The sequence below is a fragment of the Arthrobacter sp. PAMC 25486 genome (assembly GCF_000785535.1).
Taxonomy (GTDB): domain Bacteria; phylum Actinomycetota; class Actinomycetes; order Actinomycetales; family Micrococcaceae; genus Specibacter.
This window is the reverse complement of record NZ_CP007595.1, coordinates 305,753-327,922: the sequence shown is the minus strand read 5'-3', so window position 1 is coordinate 327,922 and position 22,170 is coordinate 305,753. Positions and strand designations below refer to the sequence as shown.

Sequence of the window (22,170 nt, the reverse complement as noted above, 5' to 3'; positions counted from 1 at the left end):
CCCAGACGGGCGCCGGAGCCCGCCAGGGCAGGGTTCCGGAGCCTTTCCCAAGACCTGTTTCCAAGTGCAAAAATGCTGCAGACAGTCTCACCATCGCCGCCCTAACCATCATGTACGTTGCTGTCTCCATGCTTGGAATCAGGCACGAGCCGGCCCCGGAGAGCATTGAGTATCCGCTGCATATCCAGCGCCACGGCGCCCCCGGGGGCTAGTGCCGCAACATCAGATGACTGGGTCGCAGCGACCGCTTCCGTGAGCGCGGACAAGGACTTATCCGCGCCAGTGAATGTTTCCGGCCCGACAGTCCCCTCGTCCCACGCACGCAGTACAGCTGCTGTCGCCGACAGACACCGCTCCATGGGCTCCCGGAGTCCGTCCCTGAGCCAGAGGTCCAGCGGCCCCTCCCAGATCGCGCCGGCCAGGACCTCCGTCAGATCCCGAACGTAGAACGTAATGCTTTCCAGGACAGCCAAATCCTCATAACTGTCGGCGAGGACCCGGTGGCGCGAACGGCGGTAGGCCCGGGGATTGGCACGCTGGCTTTCCGCCGCCTCGTTGACCGATCGGCGAACCTCAACAACAGCGTCATCCAGCACATGCCGACGGCCCGCCCAATCTTCATGAGAAGGCGGCCATTGTTCAATGAGCGCTGCAGCGGCATCGTCGAGTTGGTCGATGAGTGTACCCCGGGCCCGGGCAATTCTGGCTTGGGCGGCATCCAGGACCACCGGAGGGAAGATCGACACATTGACGACCAAACCCACCAGTACGCCAAGCGCCATTTGCAGGCCGTATCCCAAGGAAAACGCATCGGCGTTGTTGCCGCCGATGATCAGAACCAGCAGCGTGGCCACTGGAACGTAGTCACTTCCAGCGCCCAGACGCGGCAGTCCGGCCAGCAACACTCCGGCTCCCACCGCAAGGGAAATTGACAGAACGTTGGGGGTCCCCAAGAGTAAAACCCCTGCCGCAAGCGCGACTCCCAGCAGAATGCCGACGAGTGTTTGCAGGCCCGTCCGCACCGATCCCATGAACGTTGGATACATGCTGACCAACACGCCCAGCGGCGCGTAATAGGGGTAGTCGTCCGCCGTCCCGGGCATGAGCGGGGCCAGCAGCCACGCTATGCCCACCGCCAAGGCAGCCTTGAGGGCGAGCAACACGCGTTGGCCGGTCACAGTGGACTTCACCCATGTCTTGCAGATTTCCACTATGCTCCCGCTTTCTGATGCCGCCATCGGCTGGTATCTCCCCCCCCAATGGTGTCGTCCACCTGCCTGAACCCGCCGACACGCACGGCTGCTGCGGTTGGAAAGAATTCGCAATTGGCAGGTTTCCGCGTGGTTCAAGGGATTCGCGCTGCCCCTGCTACAACAAATCAAGCACCTTTTGGCGATTTTGGCCATGAATGTGGTTAGGCTGTGGTCATCGGTCATTGCAGATCGATGACCGTATTTTCCGGAAAGCAGTTCCCGGATTCTCACCGTATAAATTCACCAATCTTTTCCAAGGAGGAATCATGGGTTTCATCGGATGGATCGTTTTGGGTCTCATTGTCGGAGTCATTGTCAAGGCAGTCATGCCGGGCAGGGTGGGCGGCGGCTGGATCACCAGTCTCATCCTGGGCGTGGTCGGTGCCATAGTTGGCGGGTGGATTGGAGATCTGCTCTTTGGCGGCGGCAAAATGGAATTTTGGAACCTCGGTTCCTGGATCCTCGCACTCGTGGGCGGTTTTGTCGTTGCCGGCGTTTATGGCGCAATTACCGGTCGCAACAAGTCCGCCGCATAGCCTGCACTGATCCAGCGCTGCCGGCATCCTTAGTCGTTGTCCGCAGCGCTGTTGATCCCTTCTGGCGCCAACCAGCCAAGTGGTGCTGTGCTGTGCTGTTCTGCACGTTCCCGGGCAGGCCGTTGATCGACTGATACCGACGTCATGTAGAGCCGGGACAGCACACCGTGAACCCGAGGCTGCATGTTGGTGCCCTGAACTCCGTTTTACAGAAGGAGAACATCATGAAAGCCAAACTATCTTTTCTTCTCGGCGCTGCAGCCGGATACATTCTGGGTGCCCGCGCAGGTCGAAGCAGCTACGAGAGAATCAAGGCCTCCGCGAAGTCGGCATGGGCCGCAGAGCCCATACAGGAAACCGTTGCCGCCGTGCAGGACAAGTTCAAGAAGCAGACCGGAAGTGCCGTGCACAAACTGGTCGACCAAGTCATCCCCTCCGCCAAGTCAGATACTGCCGGAGGGACGCCTGCGGACGGTCCCAATTCCACCGGCGCCAGCCCGCTGGACATCGTCCCGGAAGTGTCTGACGAATTTCCTGACGCTGCCCTGGACGGCGGCGAGTCGCAGCACTGGAGGGAGAAGCACAGGTCGCGGCGCGACCAGCCGAGAACTGAAGGATGAAGCTGGCCCGCTGCCACATTCCTTGCCAGCAGTATCAATCAGAAGCCCGTACGGGGAGCCGTTGAAAGGAATCCATGATGACAATCGATGACCAGTACACTTTTCAGAATCCCGTCACCCGGTACCCGAGCATCAGCCCACCAGTCCAAGACCAGCCCGAACCGGGTTTGGACCGGGACTTGGAGCCGCGCACGGATCGCGGTGAGGAGTCCTACCGCGGCACCGGCCGCCTGGCCGGACGCAAGGCGCTCATCACGGGGGCGGACTCAGGCATTGGTGCCGCAGTTGCCATTGCCTTCGCCAGGGAGGGGGCAGACGTGGCACTGTCATACCTGCCTGTTGAAGAACCCGACGCCGAGAGAATCTCGGCAATCATCCGGGACTGCGGTCAAAAGGCCGTCCCGCTGCCCGGCGATATCTCCGAAGCGCATCAGGCCCGCAAGCTGGTGGCGGACGCCGTCGAACAACTGGGAGGCCTGGACATCATCGTCAACAACGCCGGGCGGCAAATCGCCGTTGAGAAACTTGAGGACCTCAGCGACGAACAGTTCGAGGAGACCTTCAAAACCAACATCTTCGCGATGTTCTGGATTACCAAGGCAGCCCTGCCCCATCTCGCCCCCGGATCGACCATCATCAACACCACATCGATCCAGGCCTACAATCCGTCCGCCACGTTGATTGACTACGCATCCACCAAAGCAGCCATCAACAACTTCTCCAAGGGACTGGCCCAACAACTGGCACCACGGGGCATCCGCGTCAATGCTGTGGCCCCCGGGCCCATCTGGACCCCGCTGCAGGTCAGTGATGGCCAGCCCAAGGACGCCCTGCCCACGTTCGGCAAGAACACTCCCCTGGGCCGTGCCGGGCAACCGACGGAGCTGGCTCCCGCCTACGTTTTTCTCGCCTCCCCCGAGTCCAGCTATGTGACGGGCGAAACCCTCAACGTCAACGGCGGAACACCCTCACCCTAGGGCTCCTGCCGTGACGTACTGGAGCACCTCCGCACCCAGCTGCGGGCGTGCTCCAGGCACAGTGGCCCAAGAATCCCACCCAACAGATCAACGAGGAAGCTGCGACGATGAGCGAGGGATTGCAGTGAACACCCCCAGCCCGGCCCACCTGGACGAAGCTGCCTTGGCCTTAGCTGCTTCGATCTCGCGCAGTGCGACGAGACTCAACTAGAGTGCTCGCGAAATCCGATGCGTGCCTCATCTCGCGAGCACTTTAGTTGAGTCTCGTCGATCTGTTGTGTCAGTGGACGCCCGTCGATAGACTTGGAACGCGCTTACGCAGACGCAATCGTCGCAAGAAATGCTAGGACATGACTGGAAACAGCGGGCCCAAAGAGTCAGTGAAGCGGGCAGGCAGCGCGAACAGTCCCGAAACCACCAAGTCAGAAACAGATCACTACACCGAAGGTGACTATTCTGCAGCCGGGATACCAGACCCGGAGCCTGAGGCGGAGACCGAATCAGAGTACCCCGCGCACAGCTAAGAAGAGAACTATTTTTCGGCCACAGGGTGGAGCGCGAAAATGGCAGGACTGACAGGAGAAACGATGGCTCCGGATACTGACTTGGATCGATTCCTTGAGGGTCTTGACTATCCGATGTTCATCGTCACCGTGGCGTCGGAAACGGATTCTGGTCCGGCGTCCCGCTCAGGGTGCCTGGTCGGTTTCGTCACGCAGTGCAGCATCGATCCGCCACGACTCCTAGTGCTAATCTCCAAAAACAACCACACCTATCAGCTGGCGTCCGGCGCCCAGACCATGGGCGTGCATGTGGTGGGTTCGGGCCAGCGTGGGCTCGCGGAGTTGTTCGGTGGAGAAAGCGGGGACGACATCGACAAGTTCGCGGCGTGCAATTGGTTCGCCGGTTCCGGTGGGGTGCCACTGCTCGCCGACTGTCGGCGACGAATGATCGCTGACGTGCTTGACCGGGTCGATCTCGGCGACCATGTCGGCTTCATTATCACTCCGACAGAAGTCCAGAGTGAGGCCGATGCGGCCCCCTTGTATTATTCCCAGATCCGCGGTTTGCAGGCGGGACACGCTGCCTGAGGAGCGCCCAGGATCCGGGTATGAGGGAGCTAGGGTGTGTTTCCAAATGGTGGTCCCGTCTTTTTGAGATGATTTTCAAGTGAACTCTCGTTATTCCCCGCTCATCGATGCGCAGTGGGAACTAATTGCCCCATGTATGCCCAAAACCACTGGCAAGGCCCGTCGCTCAATGACCACCGCCTGATGACGATGGGAATTATTTACCGGTACCGGGCCGGGAGTCCTTGGCGGCGTGGGCCTGAGTACGCTTGCAACAATATCCCCATGACAGCTCGCCTATACGACCTCTCTTCCTCATGGACGCTTCCCACCAGTCAGCAGGAAGTCTGGGATGTCATTGCCTGTCCCAGTATGGCTATCCCAATATGGCTTGGCCGGATTGGTGGCCTGGCTGCTCGTTGGACGAACCATTGGAACGGGCACCCCTACGCTGGCGCATCAGCCGCGGCTGCACTTCTCGCAACGACCACCACGTTGAATTTCAAGGCGTCGCTCGGATACACACTGTCCGTCTCCTACCACCCAACTCTTGTCGGCAGCCCGAATGAAACCATCTTCGAGGCCGGCAGCGAAATGGAAGGCGAAGCCCGGGGCATCCTCTCATCAACCAACAACGGCCAACCCCAAGTGGACGGTGAATGGCGTGTACGGCCCACGCGCCGCTGGATGACATTCGCCAGCCCGATAGCAAGCCCGGCATTCACCTACGCCGACACCGCACGAATGTGACGCGGCGAGCGGGGCCTCAAGGATTACTTGGCACGGAAGACCGCGCAGAAATCTTTGGGAAAGTCAGGCCCACCTATGGTCAGCCGAATCGGACAGACTTAGCATGAATTACACAGCGAATCACCGCAACTCTTGAAGCATGCCGATGGGTTCCGGACATGAAAGGCCGCCAGCAACACCAAAAAAAGCTACACCACCACGGCTTGCAATGTGACCACGGAGCAGGCCGGCGGCAGGGCAACGGCCGCATCGTCAATGACCGGAAGATCCGCCACGAAGCCCGGAACGCCAACCGTCAACTCGGCGTCAGTGACCACCCTGAGCTGCACAGCATCAAGTCCTGGCTCGAGACCAAGCGCGGTCGGCCCATCACCATCGTGGAACTGCCAACCCTGCGCGGGGACGACCTCTGCGGAATATTTGTTTCCAACAAACATCTCGACGTCGTCGTCCATGCCCACCCCGCTCAACCTGGCACCAGCAGCAGATCATCCTACACGAATTTGCCCACCTGATCCTGAACCACCAACTCACTGCCACATCCATGGACCTCGTGCAGCTACCTCGCTGCCCCGGAAACCCTGTTGAAGGTACTCGGCCGCACCAGCTTTGACGACGAGGCCGAAGCAGCCGCAGAATACTTAGCTGACCTTCTCACGGCCCGCATCCGCCCCCATATCCAGGACCCGCAGGATGACCAATCAGGCTTCAACAAGGTCTTTGGGTAATGGACTACGTTCCGGCCGAAATGTTATGGCTGCTCACCATCATCAGGATCCCCACGCTCCTGAACAGTGAACGTGCCTCAGTCCTGCGCGCCACATTCCTCGCCGCCGTCGCCTGCACCTTGTTCATCCCCGCCGTCTACAACGCGGCAGATCCCATCCTCGGCGGCCGCAACCACGCGGGCGTGGTCCTGGTCGTGACGGTCATGGCCGGCTTTTTGGCAATTCCACACCGCTACTATCCTGGCTACTTGTAACGATGAAGCACGACGGCGGCGCCACCTCATGCGCGGACGCCTGACTGCCGCCGTAACTGGGACATGCGTTGTTACGGGAATTTCCGTCAGCCACGTCGAGGTCACCAACCAGAATCTGCCGCTGGTCTATGGCGATCAGCCTGGCATGTATTTGTTCCCCTGGATGGGAACGGCATTCATCATCGCAGGTCAACATCGTGTCAACACTTAAAACACGAAAACCCCTGAATTATCAGGATGTTTGTCGTGGAAGTGTGCCCGAGGTGGGACTTGAACCCACACATCTTTCGATACTGCATTTTGAGTGCAGCGCGTCTGCCATTCCGCCACTCGGGCCCTTGCTAAAAGTGTCATAAACAACACCGTTACAAAGATCACGCTCCCGTTCCTGAATCTCTTCTGAACGAGTGCGCGGAACTACTCTACATGCATATAGGCTGTTTTGTAGAACCGAAGCCCACGAAGGGCTAAAAAATTACATGATGTGGTGTAACTCACCTCTCACAAGGAGTCTTTGTGTCTGAACAAACGGAATCAACCCCCATCTCCCCCGCACGCCGTGTCATTGTTGCCGAGGATGAGACCCTAATCCGCCTGGACATCATGGAAATCCTCCGCGGCGAGGGCTACGACGTCGTCGGCGAGGCTGACAACGGCGAAAAGGCCGTACAGCTCGCCAAGGAGCTCAAGCCCGACCTGGTCCTCATGGACGTCAAGATGCCGGTCATGGACGGCATCACGGCCGCCGAGCACATCGTCAAGGCACGCATCGCTCCCGTCGTGCTGCTGACCGCGTTCAGCCAGAAAGAACTCGTGGAGCGCGCCCGCGACGCCGGCGCCATGGCCTACGTGGTCAAGCCTTTCACCCCCGCGGACCTGATCCCGGCCCTGGAAATTGCACTCTCACGCCACGAGGAAATCAAGGCACTCGAGGACGAAGTCTCCGACCTCCAGGAGCAGTTCGCCACCCGCAAGCTCGTCGAGCGCGCCAAGTCCCTGCTCACCACCAAGATGGGCCTGACCGAGCCCGAGGCCTTCCGCTGGATCCAGAAGACCTCCATGGACCGCCGCCTGAGCATGCGCGAGGTCGCCGAGACCATCATTAACCAGGTCAACTAGACCCGGCAGGGGCGGCCTTCGAACGTCCGCCAAGCGAAAATGCCACCGATCGCGCTTTCCGATCCCGGGGTTCCGGGCTCCGAAGGCGGGATGGGTGTCATTTCCCGTTAACTGGCCAACCAAGTACGACGGCGGCACCCACCGAACGCATTAAGGGCGGATTCTAGGAGTCGTTGCAACACGACTGGTGGTTAGGCTGTCAATAGTACGTCGCGTAGGCGCTCGGCTGGTGTATTCCAGTCGAGCGTTTTGCGTGGGCGGGCGTTGAGTTCCTGGGCGACGTGTTCGAGGTCTTCGGGACTGTAGACGGACAGGTCGGTGCCTTTGGGGAAGTATTGACGCAGGAGACCGTTGGTGTTTTCGTTGGATCCGCGTTGCCAGGGGCTGTGGGGGTCGCAGAAGTAGACGTCCATGCCGGTGGCGATGCTGAAGGCCTTGTGCTTGGCCATTTCCACGCCTTGGTCCCAGGTCAGGGACCCGCGCAGGTGGGCTGGCAGGGTGCTCATGGTCTGGATGAGCCCGTCACGGACGGATTCGGCGCCGTGGTCCCCGGGCAGGTGTACCAGCATGACGTAGCGGGTACTGCGCTCGACCAGGGTCGCGATCGCTGACTGGTTGTGGGCGCCGGTGATCAAGTCCCCTTCCCAATGTCCGGGCACGGCACGGTCCTCAACCTCTGCCGGGCGCTCGGAAATGTTGATCATCGGGTCCCGGAACCTCGATGTGCGTTGTTCCGGGTTTTTACGGGTTATTCGGCGGGTCCGCCCGCTTCTAAGTGCCGCGGATACCTCACGACGAAGCTCGCCGCGGGGTTGGAAGTAAAGGGCTTGATAGATCGTTTCGTGGCACACGCGCATGTCCTGGTCGTCGGGGAAGGTCAGAACAAGCTTGTGCGATATTTGCTCCGGTGACCAGCGCTGGCGCAGGCCTTCTTTAATGAAGGACTTCAGCCGCGGGCTTTGCGAGATTTTTGATGGTTTAGGTCGTGGTCGCCGAACCACGGATTTACGGTGTGCATCATAGGGTCGATAGCCACTGATCGGACTGCTGTTGCGCTTGATCTCCCTGCTGATCGAGGAGGGGCTTTTCTGTAAGGCGGTGGCTATTGTTCGGTGTGATGCCCCTGTGGAGAGCATGTCGTAAATGACCTCCCGATCGGCCAAGCACAGATACCGGCTGTCAATGACGCGGTCAAGTTGCTGCAACGTCGCTCGAGGGCGGCCGGAGGCGTTAGTGCGAGAAGTCATTTCCTTGTTATAGTCCACAGCCCGGCCATTGGGATAAACACGGCCGTTTTTTGTTCTGTGGATCCCGGCATCCCACTCCTGCGCGGTGGTGGAGTGAATGCCCAACCGTACGGTTGCTTCATAGCGTGTGAGCCCCTCGGAGCGAAGCCGCAGGAAATCCTCCCGGCTGGGCTGTTCGGACCGCTTACGAGCCAGTCCTGCCCGCCGCACCCACTGATAACAGGTATTCCGATTCAGACCCAGAACCTTGGCCGCTTCAGTCACACTGCCAACCGTCGCGAGCAGATCGAAGAACTCTTGCTGCTGCTCCGGGGAAGTCTTCACCTGCCGAACTGACGTTCCTGCAGCCTTCCTTGCCTGATAGGCCCACTGATCACAAGTGCCCCTATTCAAGACCAGCTTCGCCGCAGCCAAGGCGACGCTACCGGTATCTGCGAGCAGATCGAAGAACTCTTGCTTCTGCGCCGGCGAATACTTAGGCCCTCCCGATGGCTTCTGATTCCCACGGGCTTCTTTCGGTAAAACGTACTTTTCCGTTAAAGACGACACGGTCGTTGCAACTCCCAAAATAATTAGGTGTTGCAACGACCGCTAGAACTCGCCAAGCGAAAGGTGGGTGCCGCCGTCGTACTTTAACGCCCAAAGAAAACTGACCCGCAGGAAACGGCGAAAATTTCAGCGAAAGCGTGACTTTTCGTCGTTGTCTGCGGGTCAGCTGAAACAAAGGCTAGTCAGTCGGCCAGGGACCGATCTTTTCCTTGCCTGAACGGTCGCCGGCCTTGCCCAGGTCGGCGAGGTCTCCCACCTTGTGGACCTTGACCAGGTTCGTGGAACCTGCCTGTCCGGGAGGGGAACCGGCTGCGATGACAACCAGGTCGCCTTCGGTGACGACGCCCTTTTCCAGGAGCGCCATGTCAACCTGCTCGGTCATGGCGTCCGTGTGGGCGACCATGGGGACCAGGACGGGCTCGATGCCCCAGGCCAGGGCCAGCTGGTTGCGCACGCGCTCATCCGGGGTGAAGGCGAAGACCTGCTTCGACGGGCGCAGACGCGACAGACGGTGGGCCGAGTCGCCGGACTGCGTGAACGTGGCAATGTACTTGGCGTCCAGCTGGTTGGCGATCTGCACGGCAGCTGCCGTGATGACGCCGCCGCGGGTGCGGGGCTCGTTGGTGAGCTTCGGGATCAGCTTCATGCCGGCTTCGGCCTCTGCTGCCTCGATGATGCGGGCCATGACCTTGACCGTCTCGATCGGGAACGCACCAACGCTGGTCTCGCCGGAGAGCATGACTGCATCCGCGCCGTCGAGCACAGCATTGGCACAGTCGGAAGCCTCTGCGCGGGTGGGGCGCGGGCTCTCGATCATGGACTCGAGGACCTGGGTGGCCACGATGACGGGCTTGGCCCAGCGGCGTGCCATCTCAACACACTGCTTCTGCACCAGCGGGACATCTTCCAGGGGAAGCTCCACGCCCAAGTCGCCGCGGGCAACCATGATGGCGTCAAAGGCGTCAACGATGGCTTCCAGGTTGGCAACAGCCTGCGGCTTTTCGATTTTGGCGATGACCGGCACACGGCGGCCTTCTTCGTCCATGATCTCGTGGACGCGCTGGATGTCGGCAGCGTCACGCACGAAGGAAAGAGCTACGAGGTCCACGCCGCACTCAAGTGCCCAGCGCAGGTCGTCCTCATCCTTTTCGCTCAAGGCCGGAACGTTGACGGCAACGCCGGGCAGGTTGATGCCCTTGTTGTTGGAAACCTTGCCCGGAACGGTCACTTCGGTGACGACCTTGACGGCGTCAACGGCGGTTGCCCGTACGGAGACCTTGCCATCGTCGATCAGCATGATGTCGCCGACCTTGACATCCTCGGTCAGTGACTTCAAGGTGGTGGAGCAGATGTCCTTGGTGCCGGGGACGTCTTCGGTGGTGATGGTGAAGACATCGCCCACGGCCAGGTCGTAGCCCTCGCCATTGGCGAAGCGGCCCAGGCGGATCTTGGGACCCTGCAGGTCGGCCATGATGGCGACCGGCTTGCCCAGTGCCTCGGCGGCCTTGCGCACGTTCTCGTACGTGTTTTGGTGCACGGTGTAGTCGCCGTGGCTCATGTTCATGCGGGCTACGTTGACGCCCGCCTCCAGTACCGCAAGTGTGTTTTCATAGCTGGCAATAGCCGGCCCGAAAGTCGCAACAATCTTTGCGCGTCTCAATGTACCTACCTCATGTGTGGTTTTCAGCAGAAATCTTTGGTGCCCTCAGACAGCCTATCGTCTCGGGGCTAGACACTGATAGCCGAATCAGTGGGTGAGACGGGTGCGGGTAAAAATGTCTCGCCCATGAGGAACTTGTCCACGGCCGCCGCGCAGGCCCGGCCTTCCGCGATGGCCCACACAATCAACGACTGTCCGCGCCCGGCATCGCCCGCTGCAAAGACTCCTTCCCGGTCCGTCATGTAGTATCCGTCACGGTTAATATTGTTGCGTCCATCGAGGCCGACGGGCAGCTGGTGCGTCAGTTCCGCCGTCGCCGGGCCAGTGAAGCCCAGCGCCAGGAACACGAGGTCGGTGGGAATGATCCGCTCGGTCCCCTCCTTCGGCACCCTGCGACCGTCAACATACTCGGTTTCGGCAATCTTCAGACCCGTCAGCACCCCGTCCCCACCCATGAATTCAACCGTGGACGCCAGGTAGGTGCGTTCGCCGCCCTCCTCATGGGCGCTGGCAACCTCAAAAAGATTCGGAAACATGGGCCACGGCTGGTTGGTGGTCCGCTGCACCGGCGGCTGCTGGCCGATGGCCAGCGTTGTCACGGAGGCCGCCTGCTGGCGGTGCGCCGTGCCCAGGCAGTCGGCGCCAGTGTCCCCGCCCCCGAGGATCACAACATGCTTGCCGCGCGCATCAATCTGCCCCGGCACCTGGTCCCCCGCCACCACCTTGTTGGCCTGCACCAGGTAGTCCATGGCGACGTGCACGCCTTTCAGTGCCCGTCCCGGGATGGGCAGGTCCCGCGGCACCGTTGCCCCCGTGCAAATGACGACGGCGTCATAGCGCCTGCGCAGTTCCTCCCACCCGATGTCGCGGCCCACCTCGATGCCGGTGCGGAAACGGGTGCCCTCAGCCCTCATCTGGTCGACGCGGCGGTCCACGCTGTCCTTCTCCAGCTTGAAATCGGGGATGCCGTAGCGCAGCAGCCCGCCGATCCGGTCGTCGCGTTCGTACACGGCCACGGTGTGCCCGGTCCGGGAGAGCTGTTGGGCTGCTGCCAGACCTGCCGGGCCTGAACCCACGACGGCGACCGTCTTGCCTGTGAGCCGCGCCGGCGGCAGCGGGTGGACCCAGTCCTGGTTGAAGGCCTCATCAATGATGGAAACCTCCACCTGTTTGATGGTGACTGCGGGCTGGTTGATGCCCAGCACACAGGCGCTTTCACACGGAGCCGGGCACAGCCGGCCGGTGAACTCCGGGAAATTGTTCGTTGAGTGCAGGCGCTCGATGGCCTCCTGGCCCTTGTCGCGCCAGGCGAGATCGTTCCATTCGGGGATCAAGTTGCCCAGCGGGCAGCCCTGGTGGCAGAACGCCACGCCGCAGTCCATGCAGCGTCCGGCTTGGGACTTCAGCACGCCCTTTTCCTGTGCCTCGTAAACTTCCTTCCAGTCCATGATGCGCACCGGCACCGGGCGCCGGGCCTGGGTGATGCGTTCCCTGTTGTTCAAAAAGCCGTGTGGATCAGCCACCGGTGACCTCCAAAATTTTCTGCCAGACGGTTGCCCCGTCCGGGTCCTCGCCCAGCTCGGCAGCTGCCAAGCGGGTTTCCAAAACTGCCGCATAGTCGCGGGGAAGAACCTTCGTGAAACGGGCCAGCGCTGAAGGCAAGTCGCCCAGCAGGGCCGCCGCCACCGCGGAGCCCGTCTCCTCCAGGTGGCGGCGCAAAAGCGAGCCGACAATATCCTCATCAACGCCGTCGAGCATCAACAGGGACAACTCACCGGACTCCAGCGCACCCTTGTTCAGTTGCCGCGGGTCCAGGTCCAGGACGTAGGCCGTGCCGCCTGACATGCCGGCGGCAAAGTTGCGCCCCGCGGGCCCCAGGACGAGCGCCCGGCCGCCTGTCATGTATTCGCAGCCGTGGTCGCCGATGCCCTCAACGACGGCCGTGGCGCCTGAGTTGCGGACCAGGAAGCGCTCCCCCACGAGCCCGTTGAGGAACATTTCCCCGCTTGTGGCGCCGTAGCCGATCACGTTTCCGGCGATGACGTTGGCTGCGGCGTTGAGGCTGCTGCTGCGGTCCGGGCGCACCGTGATGCGGCCGCCGGAGAGGCCCTTGCCCACGTAGTCGTTGGCGTCGCCGAGCAGGCGCAGCGTGATGCCGGCCGGCAGGAAGGCGCCCAGGGACTGGCCGGCTTGGCCCGTCAGGGTCACGTCGATGGTGTCCGGGCCGAGCACGTCGATGCCGAACGTTTTCGTCACCCGCCAGCCGAGCATGGTGCCCACCGACCTGTCCGTGTTGACCACGGGGACGCTGATGCGGACCGGCTGGCGGCCGTTGAGCGCCTCGGCCGCCATGGTGATCAACTGCTGGTCAAAGTGGGCTTCCAGCTCGTGGTTTTGGCTGACCAGGTGCCGCAGCGGCGCGTCTGCCGGCACGCCGGCGTCGGAGAGAATGGGGCCCAGATCCAGGCCCTCCGTCTTCCAATGGTTGATGGCGGCCGCCAGCTCCATCACCTCCACATGCCCCACGGCTTCCTCGAGGCTGCGGAAGCCGAGCCTGGCCAGGATCTCGCGCACCTCCTGCGCCAGGAACTCAAAGAAGTTGACCACGAATTCGGGCTTGCCGGTGAAGCGGCTGCGCAGTTCGGGATTCTGCGTGGCCACACCCACGGGGCAGGTGTCCAGGTGGCACACACGCATCATGACGCAGCCGGAAACCACCAGCGGCGCCGTGGCGAAACCGTATTCCTCGGCGCCGAGCAGGGCGGCGATGACCACGTCGCGGCCCGTCTTCAGCTGCCCATCAACCTGCACCACCACACGGTCGCGCAGCCCGTTCAGGCGCAGCGTCTGCTGGGTTTCGGCCAGGCCGAGCTCCCACGGCATGCCCGCATGCTTGAGCGAGTTCAGCGGGCTGGCGCCGGTTCCGCCGTCGTGCCCTGAAACAAGCACGACGTCGGCCTTGGCCTTGGTCACTCCCGCCGCCACCGTGCCGATCCCCATTTCGGACACGAGCTTGACGTGGACGCGGGCCTCGGGGTTGGCGCGCTTGCAGTCGTGGATGAGCTGGGCCAGGTCCTCGATGGAGTAGATGTCGTGGTGCGGGGGCGGGGAAATCAGGCCGACGCCGGGGGTGGAGTGCCGTGTCTCGGCGATCCACGGGTAGACCTTTTTGGCCATGAGCTGGCCGCCTTCCCCCGGCTTGGCGCCCTGGGCCATCTTGATCTGGATGTCCGTGGCGTTGCTCAGGTAGAGGCTGGTGACGCCGAAGCGGCCCGAGGCCACCTGCTTGATGGCGCTGCGCCGCTCCGGGTCAAGGAGGCGCTCAACGTCTTCGCCGCCTTCGCCCGTGTTGGATTTGGCACCGAGGCGGTTCATGGCAATGGCGAGGGTTTGGTGGGCTTCGGCCGAGATGGAACCGTAGCTCATGGCGCCCGTGGAGAAGCGCTTGACGATGCTGCTGACCGGTTCCACTTCTTCCAGCGGGATAGGCTGGCGGTCCTTGAAGCCCAGCAGGCCGCGGAAGGTGTTCAGCTTTTCGGACTGGTCGTTGACGCCGTCGCTGTATTTTTTGAAGATGTCGTAGCGGCGTTCCCGGGTGGCGTGCTGCAGGCGGAACACGGTGTCCGGGTTGAACAGGTGCGGCTCGCCGTCGCGGCGCCACTGGTATTCCCCGCCGCCCAGAAGCGGGCGGTGCGGGACGTCGACGCCGTCGACCGGGTAGGCATTTTGGTGCCTTGCCGCGACCTCCGCCGCGATGACATCCAGGCCTACGCCGCCCAACTGGGAGACGGTGCCGGAGAAATAATCGTTGATGAACTCCTGCGACAGGCCCAGTGCCTCGAAGGTCTGCGCACCGCAATAGGAGGCCACGGTGGAGATGCCCATCTTCGACATGATTTTCAAGACACCCTTGCCCAGGCCCTTGATCAGGTTGCGGACGGCCTCCTCAGCGGTGACACCGGTGACGTCGCCGGTGCGGATCAGTTCCTCCACGGATTCCATGGCCAGGTAGGGGTTCACGGCGGCAGCCCCGTAGCCTACCAGGACGGCCACGTGGTGGACTTCACGGACGTCGCCCGCCTCCACGACGAGGGAAACCTTGGTGCGGTTGGCGCTGCGCAACAGGTGGTGGTGCACGGCGCTGAGCAGCAGCAGGGACGGGATGGGCGCCCAGCTGGCTGAGGAGTCCCTGTCCGAAAGCACAATGTATTGCACCCCTCGGTTGATGGCGCCGGATACCTGCTCGCAGATTTCGGTGAGCCGGGCACGCAAGGCGGGCTGTCCGCCGTCGAGCTTGTACAAACCGCGCACCTTCATGGAGATGTGCTCGCGGCCAAAACCGTCCTCCTGCGCGGCGGATTCCATGTTGGCGATCTTGGCGAGGTCGTCGTTGTCGATCACGGGGAAGGTCAGTGCCAGCTGCGGGGCGCGGACCTTGCGGCGCGAGAGCAGGTTGCCTTGGGGACCGATCGTGGTGTTGAGGGAGGTGACGAGTTCCTCGCGAATGGCGTCCAGCGGGGGGTTGGTGACCTGGGCGAACTGCTGGACAAAGTAGTCGAAGAGCAAGCGCGGGCGCTTGGAGAGGACGGCCACCGGGGTGTCGGTGCCCATGGCCCCGAGCGGTTCGGCACCGGTTTTCGCCATGGGGCCGAGCAGGACTTTCAGCTCCTCGGTGGTGTAGCCGAAGGTGCGCTGGCGGTGCACGACGGAGGCCGTCGTGTGCACGATATGCTCACGCTCGGGCAGCTCGGCGAGGCGGAGGGTGTTCTCCTGGGCCCAGTCCGCGTAGGGGTTGGCGGCCGCTGCCTGCGCCTTGATGTCGGCATCGCTGACGAGCACGCCCTTGTCGGTGTCGACGAGGAACATGGTCCCGGGCGCCACGCGGCCCTTCTTGACGATGGACTCCGGGGCCAGGTCAAGGACGCCCACCTCGGAGGCGAGCACCACCAGTCCGTCGTCGGTGACCCAGTAGCGGGCGGGGCGCAGGCCGTTGCGGTCAAGGGTGGCGCCGACCAGCGTGCCGTCCGTGAAGGACACGGCGGCCGGCCCGTCCCAGGGCTCCATCATGAGCGAGTGGTATTCGTAGAACGCCTTGCGGGCCGGGTCCATGGTGGCGTGGTTTTCCCAGGCCTCGGGGATCATCATCATGATGGCCTCGGTCATGGGGCGCCCTGACAGCCAGAGCAGTTCGGCGACCTCATCGAAGGAGGCGGAGTCCGATGCGCCGGGCGTGCAGATCGGGAAGAGTTCCTCGGGTGTGTCACCCAACAGCGGGTGCACCATGGTGGACTGGCGGGCGCGCATCCAGTTGCGGTTGCCCTTGACGGTGTTGATTTCGCCGTTGTGGGCGATGGTGCGGAACGGCTGTGCGAGGGGCCACGAGGGGAAGGTGTTGGTGGAGAAACGCGAATGCACCACGGCCAGCTTCGTGGCGAAGCGGTCATCCGAGAGGTCCGGGTAGAACGGTTCAAGCTGGGCAGTTGTCACCATGCCCTTGTAGACGATGGTTTTGGAAGACAATGAAGGGAAGTAGACGCCCAGCTTCTGTTGTGCCCGCTTGCGCAGGCGGAAGGCCTTGCGGTCCAGTTCGTTGGCCTCCTGGTGCTGCAATGGCGCTGTGGAGTCTTCCAACGCGACGAACAGCTGGCTGAAATGGGGCATGCAGGCTGCGGCGCTGGCACCGACAAGACCGTCGGTGATGGGCACTTCACGCCAGCCCAGGACGGTCAGCCCTTCGCTGGCTGCCAGGGATTCCAGCCCGGCCCTGGCAGCTGCCAGTTCCTGCGGGTTTGTCGGCAGGAATGCCGTTCCGACGGCGTAGTTACCCTGCTCGGGCAGCTCGATTCCCGCAACCTCACGGAAGAAGGCATCGGGAATCTGCGTGAGGATGCCGGCTCCGTCGCCGGTTCCCTCATCGGCGCCGACGGCGCCGCGGTGTTCCAGCCTGCGCAGTGCGGTCAGTGCCTGCTCCACAATGTCGTGCCCTGCCGTGCCGCGGAGGGTGGCGACGATGGCCAGCCCGCAGGCATCCTTTTCATTCTCAGGGCGGTACAGCCCTGCCGGCCCGGGCATCGCTGCGAAGCGGGTGAATGGCGAGGTGGCCGGTGGCTGGTGGGAAACACGTGCGAGGTGAGTCATTCCGTGTATGTCCTTCCCCTAGATAAGTGATGGTGGGGACGACGCTGGCCCGTGCGTTGGGGAGTGGCTCCCGCCCAACGATGTAGTTGAACACATGGTTCGCAGTGCATCTGCACAATGAACGCCAGCCTCTTGGGACCAACGTTTCTGCGCGGCGGTTTTTACTATATAGCGGCAAAATGAGGCGAAATATACATATCTCATATTTTGACACTATATGCAGGATCAGTACTATTTGAGTTCGAGCGACACTGTTCCCGGAGCCGTTCGCGTGGCAGGATCGCCTCGGTGGACGCGCATCGTGGGAGCCTGTGGGTGTCACTGGCGCATTGAGCCTCGAACTCGCAGTTGATGTCCTCTAATGGCGGCTTGAGAGCATCAACTGCGAGTTCGAGGCGGGTGGTTGAGCGCGACCTAGCCTGGAGCTGCTGGGCGTGTCACGACAGGAGCGGCGGCAAGGTTCCGGCCTGGATCAGTGCATACAAAAGGCGGCCCCGGGGTTCCGGGACCGCCTAATGTCAGTTCACTCGTGTCTGTGCAACGTCCGCTCACGCAGGCCATTGCGTGCCAAACTACTTGTCCTTTGTCGAACTGCTGTCGGTCTGTCCCGACTTCACCGATGCGGAATCAGCGCCAGCTTCGCTCGAGGAGGACTTCGCGGCGTCCGTTGCGGACGGTTCCCCAGCGGCACGCTCCGCTGCACGGCGCCCGGTTGGAACGGCGTCGTGCTTGGCCGTAGCATCCTCGGCAGCAGAAGCCTCGGCCGGCTCGGTCGCAACGGCACCTTCCTTGGCCGCGTCACCCTTGGCATCGGATACCCTGGCCGCACCTGTGGCAACCAGCTCAGCGGCAGGCTCGTGGCCGGGCAGGTAGACGGAGTCGTCGGACTTGCCGCGGCGCAGCATGCCGATCACGATGAACAGGACCAGGGCCACCACGAACACCAGGATGCTGGTCCAGACGTTGAGGCGGGCGGTGATGCCGAAGAAGGTGATCTGCTCGGCGGAATCGATGCGGAGCATTTCGATCCAGACGCGGCCGGCGGTGTAGATCATGGCGTAGAGCAGGAAGAGTCGGCCGCTGCGCAGGCGCAACTTGCGGTCGATCAGCAGCAGCGCCACAACACCCAGGACATTCCAGATGCATTCGTACAGGAAGGTGGGGTGGAACAGTGTGTCGGGGCTGAAGCCGGAGGGCACAAATTCGGGAGCAACGCTCAGGCCCCAGGGCAGGGTGGTGGGGCCGCCGAACAGTTCCTGGTTGAAGTAGTTGCCCCAGCGGCCTATGGCCTGGGCCAGCAGGATGCCGGGAGCAGCAGCGTCAATGAACGCTGAAATCTTCACGTTGGCACGCCGGCAGCCGATCCAGGCACCGACCACGCCCAGCACCACGGCACCCCAGATGCCGAGACCGCCGAGCCAGATTTGCGGGATCAGGGAGAGGTCGCCGGTGCCGTCAAAGCCGGGGCCGAAATACGCGTCCGGAGAAGAGAACACGTGGTACAGCCGGCCGCCGATGATGCCGAAGGGGATGGCCCAGATGGCGATGTCCCAGATGGAGCCTTCGGGCCCGCCGCGGCGATTCCAGCGCCGGTCGGTCAGCCAAAGCGCGGCGACGATGCCCAGCAGAATGCACAACGCGTAGGCGTGGATGCGCAGGGGGCCAATGTCAAAACCGGACCAGGCGGGTGCCGGGATGGCCGCCGCCACGCTGCCGGCCAGGCCGTGGGGTGCAAGTGTGGAGATCACTGGGCTGCTTCCGTGTTGGAATTGGAGGGCGCGTCGAACCCTGAGCTGAGTTCCTTCGTCAATGCGCCCACTGCGGGCACACCGCCGTCGCGCAGGGCTGCCACGAGGGCGGTGCCCACAATGACACCGTCTGCGTAGGCGGCAATTTCACGGACGTGTTCCGGACGGGAAACTCCCAGGCCCACGCAGGCACGCTCGGCGCCCGCATTGTGCGCAGCAGCCACAACAGCCTCCGCCGCGCTGGAGACGGTGGTGCGGGCGCCGGTGACACCCATGATCGAGACGGCGTAGACAAAGCCCCGCGTTGCCTCCACCGTCATGGCGACACGTTCGGACGTGGACGACGGCGCCACAAGGAACACCCGGTCCAGACCGTATTTGTCGGAGGCGGCATACCATTCCGCCGCCTCGTCCGGGATCAGGTCCGGGGTGATGAGTCCCGCGCCGCCGGCCTCGGCCAGGCGGCGGGAGAATTCGTCAACGCCCATGCGCATGACGGGGTTCCAATAGGTCATGACCATGACGGCAGCATCGGTTTCGGCCGTGATGGCGGCAACAATGTCGAAGACATCCGAGACGTGGAAGCCATTGGCCAGGGCCGCCGTGGTGGCGGCCTGGATGACGGCGCCGTCCATGACGGGATCCGAGTAAGGGATGCCGATCTCGATGATGTCGGCGCCGTTGCGGGCCACCGCGATGGCCGCGTCAATCGAGCCCTGCTTATCGGGGAAGCCTGCCGGCAGGTACGCGATGAGCGCCTTGCGCCCGGCAGCCTTGGCCCGGTCGATGGCGGCGGCCGACTTGCTCACGATGGCGCCGGTGTTGGTGGTCTCACTCATTGCTGGCGTCCTCTGCGTTGATATTTGCGCTCTCCGCAGCGGCCATGGGGTCTGCTCCGGCGCCGTGGGCTGCACCCTTGGCGGTCCGGGTGGAGAGCATCGTACCCTTGACGTTGCCGTTTTCATCCAGCATGCCGAACCAGTCGGCTGCCGTTTGGACGTCCTTGTCGCCGCGGCCGGAGAGGTTCACGATGATCACAATGTCCGACGGCGTGGCCTCACCTTCCGTGAGCCGCTGGCCGACCTTGAGGGCCCCCGCCAATGCGTGGGAGGACTCAATGGCCGGGATGATGCCTTCGGTGCGGCAGAGCAGCTTGAAGGCGTCCATCGCTTCGGTGTCCGTGATGGGCTCGTACGTGACACGGCCGATGTCGTTCAGGTAGGAGTGTTCGGGGCCGACGCCCGGGTAGTCCAGGCCGGCGGAGATGGAGTGGGACTCGATGGTCTGGCCGTCGTCATCCTGCATCAGGTAGGAGCGTGCCCCGTGCAGCACGCCGGGGCGGCCCAGCGTGATGGTGGCGGCATGGCGGCCGGTGTCGACGCCGTCGCCGCCTGCCTCAAATCCGTAGATTTTCACGGATGGGTCATCCAGGAAGCCGTGGAACAGGCCGATGGCGTTGGAGCCGCCGCCAATGCAGGCGCAGACGGCGTCGGGGAGCCGCCCGATCTGCTCGATGATCTGGCCGCGGGCCTCTTCGCCGATCACTTCGTGGAAGAAGCGCACCATGGCCGGGAACGGGTGGGCGCCGGCTGCGGTGCCGAGCAGGTAGTGGGTGTTGTCAACGTTGGCGACCCAGTCGCGCAGGGCGTCGTTGATCGCGTCTTTGAGCGTCTGTGAACCGTTCGTCACAGGCACCACTGTGGCACCCAGCAGCTGCATGCGCGCTACGTTCAGCGCCTGGCGCCGGCAGTCCTCAGCACCCATGTACACAACGCATTCCAGGCCCAGAAGGGCGGCGGCCGTGGCGCTGGCGACGCCGTGCTGGCCGGCACCGGTCTCGGCAATCACGCGGGTCTTGCCCATGCGCTTGGCCAGGAGGGCCTGGCCCAGAACGTTGTTGATCTTGTGCGAACCGGTGTGGTTCAGGTCCTCACGCTTAAGGAACACGCGGGCCCCGCCGGCGTGCTCGCTGAAGCGTTTGGCCTCGGTCAGCAGCGACGGCCGGCCCGAGTAGTTCTTGTTCAATTCGGCGATCTCGGCAAGAAATTCCGGATCGATCTTGGCCTTTTCAAAGGTGTCTTCAAGTTCATCCAGGGCGGCGATGAGCGATTCAGGCATCCAGCGTCCGCCGTAGCTGCCAAAGTACGGTCCTGGCGCGTGGCGCAGCGAATGCTCCGCGGCCGGGTCTGCAGGGGCATGGCCCTGCAGGAAAGCTGTTGCCGGATCCACCATGTCGGCGGGATCTTGTGTCGAAGCTGCTGGCATGTCAGCCATCAGTTCCACCGTCCTGTTCCTTGGATAGTTGTGCACTAATAATCAATCGGCGGCAGGACCCGCCAGGGTCCCGCCGCCTCCGCACTGCGCCACTGTGCAAAAGTTTCCCGACGCTGCCCGTGCGGGCCGTCTAGCGTGTGCTGATGGCCAGCGCCCCGGCAGCCTTGAATGCACCGATCCGCTCGCGCGGGGTGGCGTCCTTGACCAGAGCCTCCCCCACCAAAATGGCGTGGGCACCGTGTGCGCTGTAATGCTCGACGTCGGACACGTCGCGGACACCTGACTCGGCCACCACCACGGGACCTGCCGGGATATTGCCGGCAAGCGTGGCAAACACGCCGCGGTCCACGTCAAGTGTCTTCAGGTTGCGGACGTTGATGCCAATGATCTTGGCACCGACCGCCACGGCCCGCTCGATCTCTTCAGCGGTGTGCGTCTCCACCACGGCGTTCATGCCGAGCTGGTGGGTCAACGCCAGGTAGCCGGTCAAATCCTCGTCGGTCAGCGCAGCCACGATGAGCAGCACCAGGTCGGCGCCGTGGGCGCGGGCTTCCCAGATCATGTAGGGGTCGCAGGTGAAGTCCTTGCGCAGCACGGGGATGTCCACGGCTGCGCGCACAGCGTCCAGGTCGGCGAGGGAGCCGCCGAAGCGGCGCTCCTCGGTGAGGACACTGATGACGGAGGCTCCGCCGTCGCGGTATTGCTGTGCGAGCTCGGCAGGGTCGGCGATGCCGGCCAGCTCACCCTTGGACGGGCTGCGGCGTTTAACCTCCGCGATGACCTGCAGCTCGGGTCGCTGCGCCGACGGTCCGTCCAGCGCGGCCCAGGCATCGAGTGCCGGGGCCACGTGCGTGATTCGTTCCTGGAGGTCTGCCAGGCTCACCAATTGCTGGCGGGCCGCCAGGTCCTGACGGACACCGTCAATAATCTCCTGCAAAACGCTCACTGTCAGTGGCCGTTGCTCTTCAGCTTGCTTCCGCCGACGCCGTAGCCCGCCATTTTCAGGACGGGGCCCAGGATGACGCCAACAGCAATGACGCCGACACCGATCCAGAACAGCAGGGTTGCGCTCTCGCCCATGAGGAAGGCGACGCAGCCAATGAGCACACCAATCAGCATGACGGCGACGCTTGTCCACGCTGCCGGGCTGTTTCCGTGCCCCAGCTCAATGCTGTGGTCAATGGGTTCCTGCACGGATACTGAGGCAGCCGTCTTGTTGCTCATGGTAAATCTCCCTATTTTAACGC

Annotated in this window: 19 protein-coding genes and 1 tRNA gene; 8 read left to right on the top strand and 12 right to left on the bottom strand. The window is 62.9% G+C overall.

Going from position 1 to position 22,170, the window contains the following annotated elements; translation table 11 throughout:
* Positions 1-101 precede the first annotated feature (101 nt).
* Positions 102-1,178: an aromatic acid exporter family protein gene (locus art_RS01540; RefSeq protein WP_157875090.1), complete on the bottom strand. Its 1,077-nt coding sequence runs from the start codon at positions 1,176-1,178 to the stop codon at positions 102-104.
* 341 nt (positions 1,179-1,519) lie between these two features.
* Here art_RS01540 and art_RS01535 point away from each other — a divergent pair, with 341 nt between their 5' ends.
* The 5 genes from art_RS01535 to art_RS01515 all read left to right on the top strand — a co-directional run bounded on the left by art_RS01535 (position 1,520) and on the right by art_RS01515 (position 5,206).
* A complete protein-coding gene (locus art_RS01535; RefSeq protein ID WP_038462105.1) occupies positions 1,520-1,789 on the top strand; it encodes a GlsB/YeaQ/YmgE family stress response membrane protein in 270 nt (89 codons plus the stop codon).
* A gap of 224 nt (positions 1,790-2,013) precedes the next feature.
* Positions 2,014-2,409, top strand: a complete 396-nt coding sequence (locus art_RS20705; protein ID WP_052135883.1) for a hypothetical protein — start codon at positions 2,014-2,016, stop codon at positions 2,407-2,409.
* 83 nt (positions 2,410-2,492) lie between these two features.
* Complete coding sequence (locus art_RS01525) at positions 2,493-3,386, top strand: SDR family oxidoreductase (protein ID WP_038468208.1); 894 nt, start codon at positions 2,493-2,495, stop codon at positions 3,384-3,386.
* A 563-nt stretch (positions 3,387-3,949) separates the two neighbouring features.
* Positions 3,950-4,477 carry a flavin reductase family protein gene (locus art_RS01520; RefSeq protein WP_253901432.1) on the top strand — a complete coding sequence of 176 codons (528 nt, stop codon included), beginning with the start codon at positions 3,950-3,952 and terminating at the stop codon, positions 4,475-4,477.
* A 264-nt stretch (positions 4,478-4,741) separates the two neighbouring features.
* Positions 4,742-5,206 carry a hypothetical protein gene (locus art_RS01515; protein ID WP_157875089.1) on the top strand — a complete coding sequence of 155 codons (465 nt, stop codon included), beginning with the start codon at positions 4,742-4,744 and terminating at the stop codon, positions 5,204-5,206.
* 188 nt (positions 5,207-5,394) lie between these two features.
* On the opposite strand, the gene art_RS01510 is transcribed toward art_RS01515, so the two are convergent.
* Complete coding sequence (locus tag art_RS01510; protein WP_038462099.1) at positions 5,395-5,661, bottom strand: hypothetical protein; 267 nt, start codon at positions 5,659-5,661, stop codon at positions 5,395-5,397.
* A gap of 129 nt (positions 5,662-5,790) precedes the next feature.
* On the opposite strand from art_RS01510, the gene art_RS21995 reads away from it, so the two are divergent.
* Together art_RS21995 and art_RS01505 are read left to right on the top strand one after the other, a co-directional pair.
* Complete coding sequence (locus art_RS21995; RefSeq protein ID WP_157875088.1) at positions 5,791-5,934, top strand: hypothetical protein; 144 nt, start codon at positions 5,791-5,793, stop codon at positions 5,932-5,934.
* Entirely contained in the window at positions 5,934-6,188 is a 255-nt protein-coding gene (locus tag art_RS01505; protein WP_038462097.1) for a hypothetical protein, read from the top strand. The genes art_RS21995 and art_RS01505 overlap by 1 nt, the downstream gene beginning before the upstream one ends.
* A gap of 255 nt (positions 6,189-6,443) precedes the next feature.
* Here the strand turns inward: art_RS01505 and art_RS01495 are convergent.
* Positions 6,444-6,524, bottom strand: a tRNA-Leu gene (locus art_RS01495).
* A gap of 180 nt (positions 6,525-6,704) precedes the next feature.
* Here art_RS01495 and art_RS01490 point away from each other — a divergent pair.
* Positions 6,705-7,307 (top strand): ANTAR domain-containing response regulator, encoded by a 603-nt coding sequence (locus tag art_RS01490; protein ID WP_038462093.1) that lies wholly within the window; start codon positions 6,705-6,707, stop codon positions 7,305-7,307.
* Between the two features lie 191 nt (positions 7,308-7,498).
* Here art_RS01490 and art_RS01485 read toward each other — a convergent pair whose 3' ends face one another.
* From art_RS01485 to art_RS01445, 9 genes are all read right to left on the bottom strand, one after another.
* Positions 7,499-8,554 carry an IS30 family transposase gene (locus tag art_RS01485; RefSeq protein ID WP_157875396.1) on the bottom strand — a complete coding sequence of 352 codons (1,056 nt, stop codon included), beginning with the start codon at positions 8,552-8,554 and terminating at the stop codon, positions 7,499-7,501.
* A 727-nt stretch (positions 8,555-9,281) separates the two neighbouring features.
* On the bottom strand, positions 9,282-10,763 hold the full coding sequence (gene pyk, locus art_RS01480; RefSeq protein ID WP_038462091.1) for a pyruvate kinase: 1,482 nt from the start codon (positions 10,761-10,763) through the stop codon (positions 9,282-9,284).
* Positions 10,764-10,831: 68 nt separating this feature from the next.
* Positions 10,832-12,286 (bottom strand): glutamate synthase subunit beta, encoded by a 1,455-nt coding sequence (locus art_RS01475; protein ID WP_038462089.1) that lies wholly within the window; start codon positions 12,284-12,286, stop codon positions 10,832-10,834.
* On the bottom strand, positions 12,279-16,901 hold the full coding sequence (gltB, locus tag art_RS01470; protein WP_038462087.1) for a glutamate synthase large subunit: 4,623 nt from the start codon (positions 16,899-16,901) through the stop codon (positions 12,279-12,281). Before gltB ends, art_RS01475 begins: the two co-directional genes overlap by 8 nt.
* A gap of 572 nt (positions 16,902-17,473) precedes the next feature.
* Positions 17,474-18,649, bottom strand: coding sequence for a prolipoprotein diacylglyceryl transferase (gene lgt, locus art_RS01465; protein WP_052135882.1), 1,176 nt, complete (start codon positions 18,647-18,649; stop codon positions 17,474-17,476).
* Entirely contained in the window at positions 18,646-19,488 is an 843-nt protein-coding gene (gene trpA, locus art_RS01460) for a tryptophan synthase subunit alpha (RefSeq protein ID WP_052135881.1), read from the bottom strand. The genes lgt and trpA overlap by 4 nt, the downstream gene beginning before the upstream one ends.
* Positions 19,481-20,923 (bottom strand): tryptophan synthase subunit beta, encoded by a 1,443-nt coding sequence (gene trpB / locus art_RS01455; protein WP_082000496.1) that lies wholly within the window; start codon positions 20,921-20,923, stop codon positions 19,481-19,483. The genes trpA and trpB overlap by 8 nt, the downstream gene beginning before the upstream one ends.
* Before the next feature lie 130 nt (positions 20,924-21,053).
* Entirely contained in the window at positions 21,054-21,869 is an 816-nt protein-coding gene (trpC, locus tag art_RS01450) for an indole-3-glycerol phosphate synthase TrpC (RefSeq protein ID WP_038462085.1), read from the bottom strand.
* Positions 21,870-21,871: 2 nt separating this feature from the next.
* Positions 21,872-22,147 carry an HGxxPAAW family protein gene (locus art_RS01445; RefSeq protein WP_052135880.1) on the bottom strand — a complete coding sequence of 92 codons (276 nt, stop codon included), beginning with the start codon at positions 22,145-22,147 and terminating at the stop codon, positions 21,872-21,874.
* Positions 22,148-22,170 lie beyond the last annotated feature (23 nt).

Bases quoted from the DNA above. Each gene is read 5' to 3' on its own strand.
- trpA (WP_052135881.1), bottom strand. From the start codon at position 19,488: ATGAGTGAGACCACCAACACCGGCGCCATCGTGAGCAAGTCGGCCGCC.
- art_RS20705 (WP_052135883.1), top strand. From the start codon at position 2,014: ATGAAAGCCAAACTATCTTTTCTTCTCGGCGCTGCAGCCGGATACATT.
- trpB (WP_082000496.1), bottom strand. From the start codon at position 20,923: ATGGCTGACATGCCAGCAGCTTCGACACAAGATCCCGCCGACATGGTG.
- art_RS01505 (WP_038462097.1), top strand. From the start codon at position 5,934: ATGGACTACGTTCCGGCCGAAATGTTATGGCTGCTCACCATCATCAGG.
- art_RS01520 (WP_253901432.1), top strand. From the start codon at position 3,950: ATGGCAGGACTGACAGGAGAAACGATGGCTCCGGATACTGACTTGGAT.
- art_RS01515 (WP_157875089.1), top strand. From the start codon at position 4,742: ATGACAGCTCGCCTATACGACCTCTCTTCCTCATGGACGCTTCCCACC.
- art_RS01485 (WP_157875396.1), bottom strand. From the start codon at position 8,554: ATGACTTCTCGCACTAACGCCTCCGGCCGCCCTCGAGCGACGTTGCAG.
- art_RS01445 (WP_052135880.1), bottom strand. From the start codon at position 22,147: ATGAGCAACAAGACGGCTGCCTCAGTATCCGTGCAGGAACCCATTGAC.
- art_RS01510 (WP_038462099.1), bottom strand. From the start codon at position 5,661: ATGGACGACGACGTCGAGATGTTTGTTGGAAACAAATATTCCGCAGAG.
- art_RS01535 (WP_038462105.1), top strand. From the start codon at position 1,520: ATGGGTTTCATCGGATGGATCGTTTTGGGTCTCATTGTCGGAGTCATT.
- gltB (WP_038462087.1), bottom strand. From the start codon at position 16,901: ATGACTCACCTCGCACGTGTTTCCCACCAGCCACCGGCCACCTCGCCA.